This is a genomic window from Brevibacillus massiliensis (genome assembly GCF_000311785.1).
GTDB lineage: Bacteria > Bacillota > Bacilli > Brevibacillales > Brevibacillaceae > Brevibacillus_C > Brevibacillus_C massiliensis.
The window spans coordinates 9,937-20,212 of record NZ_HE978557.1; the positions used below are offsets into that span (position 1 = coordinate 9,937).

Sequence of the window (10,276 nt, forward strand, 5' to 3'; positions counted from 1 at the left end):
TTACTAATCGCCGGAAATTGCCTTGCTTGCAGCACCAATGCCTGATCTTCAGGAAAACGCAAAATTTCATCCGGCATCAAAAGTGGACGACTTGTAAGTCCACTGGAAAAGCCGCTGGAAATGGACTTTGTTTGCACATTTGCAGATTGACTTTGGGTAGCAACCGTATATTTTCCCGTCATATCGGATAATTTCTTGGCCGTGTCGAAATCTCGTGTAAGCAAATATATCCACGTTTGGCAGTTGCCGATAATCGTGGACTCCTCATCTTTGTATTTTTTCTTGATCTGACCAAGATCCTGAACAATGAGGTCAAACAGAATTCCTCTGCCAGCCGACACTGTAATCTTTGTTCCAAAGTCAGTAATCGGCGGCAGGTTCCCAAATTCGTCCAGCAAGTAGTGAACGCGAATAGGCAACCGACCATGGTGCTCGTTTGCAAGCTGCACAAGCGCCTCGTATGTTTGTGAGACGTACAAGGTTGCCAATACATGGCGGGTTGACTTTTCGTCCGGAATAATCATAAAGACCGCCGTTTTTCTTTTCCCTGGCCCAGATAAATCGTGGTCTTGTTTGCTGGTCATCCGTGCAATAGCAGGATCGGCGAACAGACGAAGATCCACAGTTGCGCCCCCGAGGAATGAGGCTCGCATTTTCTCCGGCGAAACACGCGCGGTTGCCAGTGTTGTCCGCGCGATATGTCTTAAAGGAAGTCGCTTGAGATAGGAGAGAAGAGCGTTATACTCGGTTCCATCCTCCATGAGGATGGTTTCTCCCATTTCAGCAAGGAGGCTGTATACCGATGAGAGATGCTTCTGTTCCTCTCTATCCGCCTCGGTTGACACAGCCAGCATGAGCGCAGCAATCACACTTTCTTGACCATTCGGCCATATCGGATCTCCCGTGAACAGCTTTTGATGGACAATGGTATGGGCAATGTCCCATGCTGCCTCGGAGGCGCGGGAGTAGTCTCCTTCTTGAATGGCCCGATTGATCGGCTCCATCAGGTTCCAATAGTTCCCACGTTTGGGATTGCGGAAATCAAGCATCACCACTTCATACCCATGCTCTCGTAAGTACTTGTGTGACCGTGCATACAACTCGCCTTTCGGGTCCGAAAGGATCATGCTTTCTCCCTTTTTGGCAATGGCCCATATACTTGGCAGCACCAACCGGCGTGACTTCCCGGATCGAGTTGCTCCGATGATGAGATTGTGGCCATCTCGCGTGATCTGCCAAACCTTTAGCCGTTTCCTATCAACCCTCTTCATGCCAATCACTAGTCCTGTTTGTTGAGGCGGTTCATTTGTATACCAAACCGTAGTGGAATCATCTATTTCCTCTTCGGTTTGCCATCGACTCGTTCCATGCTGACCGTCTCCGGCAGCCTCCGGCCCGCCCACCCCCTCTTTCAAACGTTTGGTTTTTCGATTCAAGACCTTCTTCTCTGGACGCCAAAGGAAATGCAACAAGAAGGCCCCAGCTACCAATTGAAGAATAAAAAAAATCTTGAGCAGTAAAGGATCGCTCAAGACCTTTCCGTAAGTCTGAAAAGGATGTGATGTGATTTGAGTCAACCAGTTCCCTAGTAGATTGCTTGTGCCCTTGGCTTTGATCATCGTGACAATTGCCAGAGGGTACGGCAACAGAATGATCTCCAAGAGAATAAATCCAAGCGCAAACTTCAGCTTTCTCTGACTCACTTCCCCAACTCAACTCCTTTCCTTTGCCTTCTCCTTCTTCCGTTTTTTCCGACTATCCATCTGTTTTTGCCATTCACTCTGTGCTTCTGCCTTCTGTTGTTCGATTTGCAGCGTGTGAAATATACTGCTAAGTACAGACTGCGAAATCGACGTGGTAAATTCGATCTGATTGTGCTTCCTTATTTCCACGTTCTTCAGATCATGATTCAACTCTACCGCAGCTTTTAGCAAAACTTGACTGACTCTTTTCTGCAAGTCTTCATAGGCTCTTGCTTTTGCTTCTTCCACTTTGGCTGGTTGGAGAACATGGATTTTGGTTAGCTCCTCATGAGCATGCAAGTACTTTCGCAGGGGTATCTTCAACCCTGGTTGCTTTAGCACCCAATCAGCCATGCCCAAAACCGTTTGCTTTACCTCTTCCGGCATAAACTTGAGCGCAACCCTGCCGGACTTTGGCATCTGATTAGCAAGTGTTTGTAATTTGTCAAACAAGTCATTCACCATGGTCTTCGGAACAGTTGGCGAAATTCCTCTTCTTTCCTGCCCCGCCAATTTCAGTTCTAATTTGACTTGCTCCCTTTCCTTTGCCAATTCCTTTCTTAGTTTCACGAGTGCGCTTACGTCATCTTTTACAAGATCGCGGATCAGATCGCGCTCAACGGTCTTCAGTCTTGACAGCTGCATCCTGCGCTCTCCGTAAAGTTCCCTTGCAAATGCTCGGCGTGTATCCATCATCTCCTTTCTCGAAAGTTTGCCTTTGGTTCGATTGGGTTTCTTTTCCCAAAGCATGATGTGGACATGTGGATTATCTGTATTTCTGTGAAAGGCTGCTGCCCAGCGTAGGTTTGTTATAGGAATACTCATGGACTTTGCTACGTCAGCCATGGAAGCCCGTACCTTTTCCTCCCACGCTTTACGATTGCCCATGTTAAGGGTAATGGCGTCTTCACCATTTAGGCTCACAATCATGCGCCAGACAACTCCTTGGTGTCGTTTTAACTCGTTCTTGATCGCATCCTTGCTAACAGGACCATTTTCACTGAACAAGCCGTGGCTGCCTGGCCGTTCAGCCGCATATTTGGCGTGTCCAGCGGCGGTTCCCAACAATTCATCACGATGTTCCCACTCCTGTGAATACTCGTTTTCCTTCGCTATAGCCCCTGAACGAGTGATGTAGTCTATATGAGCTGCATTTTTCTGCGAATTGGTTTTGCTGGGCTTATAGAACCCCAGTTTGACAACGAGTGGGCTATTGAGTCCAACCGATACATAGCGGGTGCTCATTAATCACCACCTTCTTTTTCGGCTAAATAAGCAGCAGCTTTTTTTCTTGCTTGCTGATATACTCCGTGGGAATCGTAACCTGCCTCTTCTATGACTTGCATGGCCATATACATGGCTGTTCCAGAAGTGATAGCTGTTTTGGCATTGATTTTGGCCAGCCGTTCTTCAACCGGTCTTAGAAGATCCCGGATGGTTTGGCGAATAATTTGGCTTACATAATCAATCCCATTCTCAGCGGCATCCCTTGAAATTGAACTTTGCAGGATTTTCCTCACATGATTATTCAATGTATCCCCTCGTTGGCGTGCAGTAACCATTAAAGCGTTATAAATCTCAGGATCAAGAGTTAACCGCAATTCAGGTTTTCTTGTTACTTTTGGCATAAAATCCCCCTTTCCACGGTAATCGGATTACAAAAATCCTTTGTTTTAGGCTTTTCATAGGTCTTTATCCGATGCCTTTTGCAATTTACGTCCGAGAATCCGACAATTTTCGGATGCTTAAATCTTTAATCTGACGGGCTTTGCCCGTCATGTGTGGATGGGCGTTCGGACGCCCCTTATCCTGCCTTAGAATTTAGCTACACTTCGGGCGGGTCTCGGGTTGTTTTTTTACGCTGGAAAATGGCCATCACGCTTTCTCCTTTCATGCTAATATGGTCGGTCATCAGGGTCTGCCGATGTCTTATTTGGCTCAGAAACTCCATCCAAATCGGGTAGTTTTTTGATCGCTTGGGAACGGCATTTTTCGAGCAAAGCACGAAGTTCCGGATCATCAATTACTTTTCTTCGTGTGACCGGCTTGTTCTCTCCGTTCTTCTCACGCTCGAGCTGTCGTATAAGAGATGCGGGTAGTTTGTCTCTGAGAATGTTCCTCTCATGACTAACTACCCGTGGATTCTGACTATTTTGCTTGTCGGCAATGTTGTTATGCATCGCCGAGAGAAAATATTGCCGAAACTCGAATGCCGTTTTCTCTTTCGCTATCCTTCCGACAGAAGGTTTTCCAAGTGTGAGAATAAATTTAGTATCCGTGTATCCTGGCTCATTCCGTAGCAAGTTATAAACGGACTCGATTTCAAGAAGTCTGTCAGTTAATTGATTTTGATAAATTACTTGAACGATTTCTTTAGGCAGACTAACTGACTGATTAGAATCTTTATTTGAATCATGAAAAGAGTTATTTGAAACATTAGAAAGATATTTAATATCATTAATGGCTAAATTTTTTTTAAGCACCCCGCTTAAATTTTTTTTAGCACCCTGCTTAAAATTTTTTAAGCCACCCACCTTACATTTTTTTAAGCCACATCCTTGACTTAAATGCCGATTAACCCCCCCTTTTTGACCACTTACCCGACTCATCGACGTATAATCCGTTTCGTAATTCCTTACCATTTCCAAAGGTTTTGTAGCAAGAGCAGGGTCATTTTGTGGGTACTCGTAAACAATGATATTTTTATGTTTGACACGATTTATCACAACCTCTCTGATATCAATAAGAGCGTAGTTCCAAAGCGGCCGGATTATCGTTTTATACAGCGTTGGCTCGCTGCAATTCAGTTTTTTCGCGACGGTTTTCATCCCCATTGGAATAACATCTGCCTCCCGATCTGGAGTTGATCGATCTGCCCAAGTGTAAAACCGTAGCCATGCAATATAAGCATTTACTCCGATTTTGTTAATCCAGTCGTCTACAACAACAAAATGTTGAATCGGAAGTCGCAACTCTTCCCGTTTCCGTTTCCCCTGCTCAAATGTAACGGACATTTCTAACCTCTCACCTCCCACGCAAATGTCGGACATATGTCTGACATGCTCCATCCCGCGTCATTCCTCACTTCATGGCGGGTCAGGAAAAAAAGTGTCCGACATTGTCATACATCTGTGTCGGACAAATGTATGACATGCTCAAAACCGCGTCATTCCTCACTTCACGGCGGGTCAGGAAAAAAAGTGTCCGACATTGTCATACACCGCTGTCTTCTCTTTGTCCGACATTGTCATACATCTGTGTCGGACAAATGTATGACATGCTCAAGCCCGCGCCGTCCCTCGTTGCTCGGCGGGACAGAGAAAATCGACTGCTGTATAGTATCTGCAGCCCGTAAAACGGCCTTTCGTTCGTCCGGAGAGAAATACCGCCACTTGTTTTGCACTTCGCGATATCTTTCTAGTGATATGACCTGGGCATTGTATTCACGAACTTCCCGGTTGATTTCGCCCCGATCCGTAGCGATACCCCGTTTCTCCATTTGCCGAACCTTTGGCCCTTCATGTATCGTTGGCAGCCGGTCAGTTATACCCTGTCTTTCAAAGCTGCGGTGATCGATACGTTCCTCACGGCCGGCCCGTTCCAGGGCACGGTTTGCATGACGCTCCCACTGTTCACGCCAGGACTCCAACCACTCTTTCTTGTTCCAATCGCGGTTTTTGCTCCCGAATCCATCCGGGGTAATCTCGCGCATAGTTAGCATGATATGGGCATGAGGATTATCTGCGTCGTTGCGGTGAATCGCAATGTCCGCAATCATCCCCTTGTCAACAAACTCCTTCTGAGCAAAATTCATGACTAGAAAACGCTGCTCCTTTTCGGTCAATTCTTTGGGCAGCGCAACATTGATCTCGCGGCACAGTTGCGAATCCTTGCGTTTCTCAGCAGCCTCTACCGCATTCCAGAGACGTTCCCGGTCATACACCCATTCTGGAGCGTGTTGAGGCGCAATAATCTCCTGTTCCGCCACAACCTTACGCGAATAATCATGGATCATTCCATATCGTTCATCGTGCAGCCGTTCACCGGAACGGTACGCGGCGGCTGCTACGGCGGATCGACCGGCAGAACGCGAAATAACTTGTGCGGAAAAGTGATAGATCGCCATAGCTACACCTCCTAAGTATTGGATCAGAAATTTAAGATGCCTTTGGCTAAATCACGGAAACGGGGTTCTTCTTCCGTAACCTGTTGATGATCAGCCGCGGATTGTGATTCTTGCAAGCCAATGTGAGCCGTTCGATTCTCTACCGTTCTACTATTCATTTTGCTATCGAGATGCATGATAGCGTGAAGCAATTGCTGCATAGTCTGTTGTAATTCCGTTGCCCATTCTGGCGGATCGCTTGAAGATGGTGGCCCATCAGAGTCCTTGTTGTGACTCTCTTCATCAAATAGAAACTGATTTAAAGCATCCAATATCGCTTCATTTTTGTTTTTATGCTCGTCTAACCAGGCTGCCAGTTTCTTGTCTGAAGACCGTAATCGTAACGACACTCGATATACCATTACATCACGTCCCATCACATGCAAGCCAAAAGATAAAAGGCCATGGCATTCTCAAAGATTACCTCGTCAGGGTCTTGATCCAGCCATACAAACTCACTGTACGACCTCTCTTGTAATTCCAGCAAGTAGGGTTTGTAAGCAATAGAACCACCCCCAAAGATGAAAAAACGAGCAATAGAAGCTCCTTTTGGATGCTCCAGTATCTCTGTTACAGCTTGAGCAATTTGTCTGGAATACGGCCGAAAATGTTCCTGGATAATATCGGTGATGTCGATTTCCCTTACCCCTAGCTGCATCTTTCCGTTTTCTCTGACGATCTCATCGATCATGTGACGAGTGAAATTAACCCGGTATTCGTTATTGATAGTATCCCGAATACTCTCCAACGCACTCGCAGTACCAACCTGCAATCCTTGACATAATTGCGGAATGGGTTCAAGATCACGATCTAAAACCGAAATGTCCGTTGAAAACGCACCGATATCGATAGCTCCCATCGCCTGCCGTTTCCATCTTTCCATATTCTTTTGAATCTGACGGAGTGTTACAGCCATTCCTTCCGGTTTAATCTCGATGTTAAGATGTAACTTTACGGAGAATCCCTCAAGCCCCGCTGTGGAGATGAATTCAACCTGAAAAGTACCATTCAGTCGCTGACGGTATTCTTCCTTGAGAGCAGAATTCAGATATTCATCCATCGGCAATCCGGCATACCCACTGACCAGAATCTCATCTTGTCCCGATCCTGCTTGTGCTGCCAAGCCCGCCAGGAACGGAACCAAAACCAGGGGATTCTTCGCCTTTTTCGTTTGCGGATCAATCTCATGTTCACCGTTTCCGATGGCCAAATTGCCGACAAAAAAACGCTTCCCGTGAAGTTCTGGAACGTGCGGGCAGCGTATCAATACATCAAACGTGTTTTCCATTTTTTCGTTGTTGCTAATTTTCTTTCGCTCTGTCGTTAGAGGGACTTCCCTTACCACATTGGGAATTTTCATCCGTTTCCCTTCCAGAACCATCTTGAAGGCGTTATTTCCTAAGTCAAATCCGCCTTGCATCCGTTTCATGAACTAAAATCCTCCTCTTCCATTGAAGAATTAGTAGGTAGACAATTTCGTCTCCTCCGTAATAGATACAGATGGTGTATCCATTACGCAGGAACGAAAGAAAGGTGTTTTTCATACTACCTTTCGTAAAAATCCCTTACTATCATTTCAACAGTATTGTGTATACGGGCCGGGACGACCCGGCCCATACTACATCGATCCGTCAGGCAGCTCTCACAACATTGAGTCAATCCTCTATTGGATGGCATGTGTATTCCACTGATATGGACACTTCCATTTCCTTTTCGCAATTTGGGCAGGTAACGATCTGGCAATCCATGTCAGCGTTGCAAGCGTTCCGCCCGTTAAAAATATGACCGCAGTATACACATTGGCAATCATCAACCCTTACAGTCTCTTCGCTATAAAGTTTCATCCTCATTCCCCTTTAGGTTTTCCTCGGTTATAAGAATTTTATTGTTACCAGTTATCAATGCTCAACCTGTTACATCAGCGAAAAATACCGATTCTTGGTAACGATTATGAAGTCCCTCAATTCAATTCCAAGAATCTCACCGGCTTTTCTCAATCGCAATGCTATTCGTTGATCAGACTTGCTTGGCACTGAGAGATGAGAAGAGCAATATCGACACACCGTGATCACACTGACATTCCGTAGAATGGCACCGGAGAATATTTCTGATGCACGGAGTCGCCTGTATACATGCAAGGGAACCACTTCCATCCCAAGCAATTGGTTCTCTCGGTTCAAGTGCATAACCAATATCACGTCCTGATGGCTTTTGTGAAACTTTTCGGCATACGTCCGAAAAAGAGACACGGCCTCAACCACATCCTGGATTTTGGTATTTGTCGTTGGTAACTGGCTAACTTCCACTAACGTTGGACAATAAAGGCTTACTTTACTCATTAGTTATTCCTCCTTCGTTATCTCTCCAGATCAAAAGTACGTGCAAATCGGGCTGACTCTTTTGTCATTCGATTTTCCCATAATAATTCATGCTCGCCATTGGGTTGATCTATAAGACCTTGTTCTTTCAACGACAGGAAACGATCATAACCGAGAATAATGTGATCCAAGACATCAATGTCTAGCATCTTTCCAGCTTTCTGCAGGTTTTTTGTCACTGTTATATCTTCGCTACTTGGGGATGGGTTCCCACTTGGATGATTGTGGCAGAGAATAATAGAGGCCGCTTTATGCAAAACGGCATCGGTAAACACTTCTCTAGGATTAACTAAACTGGCATTCAACGTTCCGGTATGAATTGTGGATATCCCTACCACCTCATTCTTTGTATTCAGATACATTCCGATGAAGTTCTCTCGATCAGTATGACAATAATTCCCCAGGTAGGCTTGAAATATAGCAGCTGCATCTTTAGGCAAGTGAATGGGTTTCGTTTCAAACGGTAGACTGCCAACCTTTTGCAGTTTCACATGGTAAATAGAGATTGTATTCATCATTTTCTTCCCTTTCTAAATGTCTGACGAATTTACTGGACAGGGAAAAAGTATCCTCATAAAAAAATCCCTGCCCCATTTGCCCTCCTAGTTGAATGGCCATAACCTCCATCTCTTTCGTTTCAATCCGTTCTAGAATTACAGGCTTCCCCGTATTCCTAACTTCTTGAAAAAATCTTGTTTGTTTCATCGCTTGCCCAAAACTAATTTTGTAACCATCAACCGGTTTATCCCTCCAAAAAAACCATCCGTTGGGTGTTAAATCATCAATCCAGATGGTTAAACCGCGTTCGTGTAACTTTTCTGCATACTGATTGAACTGTTCTTGGTTTGCTACCCCCCATTCTACAATTTCTACTCCTCCCTCCCACTTCCAAGATGTTTTCAAGAAGAAGGGCAGTGACGATAGGGTGAGGTTAATCATTCGTGGAACGCAGCTGTCAATGCACATTGCTGTCTTGATACACATTTTTTCACGTTCCCAAAGGGTTTCCGCATCCTCAACGGAAAAAAATTCTTGGACAGATTGTTGCGTGGGGCGGCATAACCATTCTTGCATGACGACCTTTTTGCTCTGCAGATCGACAATGGCCTGCGGAATCATATTAATCATTTCGATCATGGCCACCCCTCAAGGTCCAGTAAGTGTCTTTGCGTCTGTCTATCAGGATTGCACCTGTTTTAATTTCCACCCGCAGTATTGGCTGAAAAACTTCTTTCGATGTTATATATTCCTGCTCCTGATCGGGTTTCAAGCCCGTTGCATGTCTTGCAGTTGTCCTAACTTGTCTTCTTTTCACCGCCTGGTTGCTTTCGCTATGTTTTTGACATTTGATCATCATCCAATCACCTTCCTTTTTCAACAAGAAGGGCCGTCAGGATTATCCCAACAGCCCTTTTGACTTATTGATAGATCGTTCTGTATGCTTGCCATTCTGCCGCATTCCCCACAATATATACCGGAAGTTTGTAATCTCCTTCATCATGACCTTTTAACGAGTTCTTGTTGTACGGGTTGTATCCCTTTTGTACTCCGAATTTGAAAGAGACGTTCACATACACGTTATATGGAGTTTGACTATAGTAATTCGTATAGTCTCCATACGGTGATGACGTGCGCTGTAACCCCCGGTGTACGTCTCCGAAATCTGTAATACTCTTATATCCCCCTGACCCCTGTTTGGTGTGGGTTACCACACTAGCTTCTCGTTGGCCTGCTTTCCCGTAAGCGTCAAATAGTCCCCACCTATGTATTCGATGGGGACTCTGGTAATCTATGATTGAACCATCCGGCAGGTTGACGGCAGTGAATTCGACCAAGGGAGTAGTTTGTCCAGCGCCTCGGGATCTTTCGGATCTGTAAGCTGAGGAAGCTCTTCAAACAACCACGTGAGATATGCAAACGGGCTCAAGCCGTTCTCCTTCGCCGTTTCGATGATGCTGTAGATCGTCGCGCTCGCTTTGGCACCTCGCGGC

At 45.5% G+C, this 10,276-nt stretch carries 12 protein-coding genes; all 12 read right to left on the minus strand.

The genetic code is table 11. The features are described from left to right. Window positions 1-1,703, minus strand: a 1,703-nt coding sequence (locus HGBM_RS28575; protein WP_019123867.1) for a VirD4-like conjugal transfer protein, CD1115 family, incomplete at its 3' end; no start/stop codon positions are given. A gap of 9 nt (window positions 1,704-1,712) precedes the next feature. Then, the gene (gene mobP3 / locus HGBM_RS25265) at window positions 1,713-2,987 is read right to left on the minus strand and encodes a MobP3 family relaxase (RefSeq protein WP_019123868.1); all 1,275 of its coding nucleotides are present in this window, start codon (window positions 2,985-2,987) and stop codon (window positions 1,713-1,715) included. After that, entirely contained in the window at window positions 2,987-3,370 is a 384-nt protein-coding gene (locus tag HGBM_RS25270) for a hypothetical protein (protein WP_019123869.1), read from the minus strand. Before HGBM_RS25270 ends, mobP3 begins: the two co-directional genes overlap by 1 nt. A gap of 267 nt (window positions 3,371-3,637) precedes the next feature. Continuing rightward, the gene (locus tag HGBM_RS29180) at window positions 3,638-4,756 is read right to left on the minus strand and encodes a hypothetical protein (RefSeq protein WP_147512990.1); all 1,119 of its coding nucleotides are present in this window, start codon (window positions 4,754-4,756) and stop codon (window positions 3,638-3,640) included. 233 nt (window positions 4,757-4,989) lie between these two features. Then, window positions 4,990-5,868: a MobQ family relaxase gene (gene mobQ, locus HGBM_RS28585; protein ID WP_019123871.1), complete on the minus strand. Its 879-nt coding sequence runs from the start codon at window positions 5,866-5,868 to the stop codon at window positions 4,990-4,992. A gap of 23 nt (window positions 5,869-5,891) precedes the next feature. Next, window positions 5,892-6,269 carry a hypothetical protein gene (locus HGBM_RS25285; RefSeq protein ID WP_019123872.1) on the minus strand — a complete coding sequence of 126 codons (378 nt, stop codon included), beginning with the start codon at window positions 6,267-6,269 and terminating at the stop codon, window positions 5,892-5,894. Window positions 6,270-6,283: 14 nt separating this feature from the next. Continuing rightward, window positions 6,284-7,336 (minus strand): ParM/StbA family protein, encoded by a 1,053-nt coding sequence (locus tag HGBM_RS25290; RefSeq protein ID WP_019123873.1) that lies wholly within the window; start codon window positions 7,334-7,336, stop codon window positions 6,284-6,286. Between the two features lie 484 nt (window positions 7,337-7,820). Continuing rightward, window positions 7,821-8,246, minus strand: coding sequence for a JAB domain-containing protein (locus HGBM_RS32665; protein WP_019123874.1), 426 nt, complete (start codon window positions 8,244-8,246; stop codon window positions 7,821-7,823). 17 nt (window positions 8,247-8,263) lie between these two features. Next, the gene (locus HGBM_RS28595; RefSeq protein WP_081590304.1) at window positions 8,264-8,800 is read right to left on the minus strand and encodes a JAB domain-containing protein; all 537 of its coding nucleotides are present in this window, start codon (window positions 8,798-8,800) and stop codon (window positions 8,264-8,266) included. Next, window positions 8,742-9,422, minus strand: coding sequence for an EAL domain-containing protein (locus tag HGBM_RS25305; RefSeq protein WP_019123876.1), 681 nt, complete (start codon window positions 9,420-9,422; stop codon window positions 8,742-8,744). Before HGBM_RS25305 ends, HGBM_RS28595 begins: the two co-directional genes overlap by 59 nt. Then, window positions 9,406-9,642 carry a hypothetical protein gene (locus HGBM_RS25310; protein ID WP_019123877.1) on the minus strand — a complete coding sequence of 79 codons (237 nt, stop codon included), beginning with the start codon at window positions 9,640-9,642 and terminating at the stop codon, window positions 9,406-9,408. Before HGBM_RS25310 ends, HGBM_RS25305 begins: the two co-directional genes overlap by 17 nt. A 432-nt stretch (window positions 9,643-10,074) precedes the next feature. After that, window positions 10,075-10,276 (minus strand): transposase domain-containing protein (locus HGBM_RS25320; RefSeq protein ID WP_019123879.1); only part of this gene is annotated, 202 nt, incomplete at its 5' end.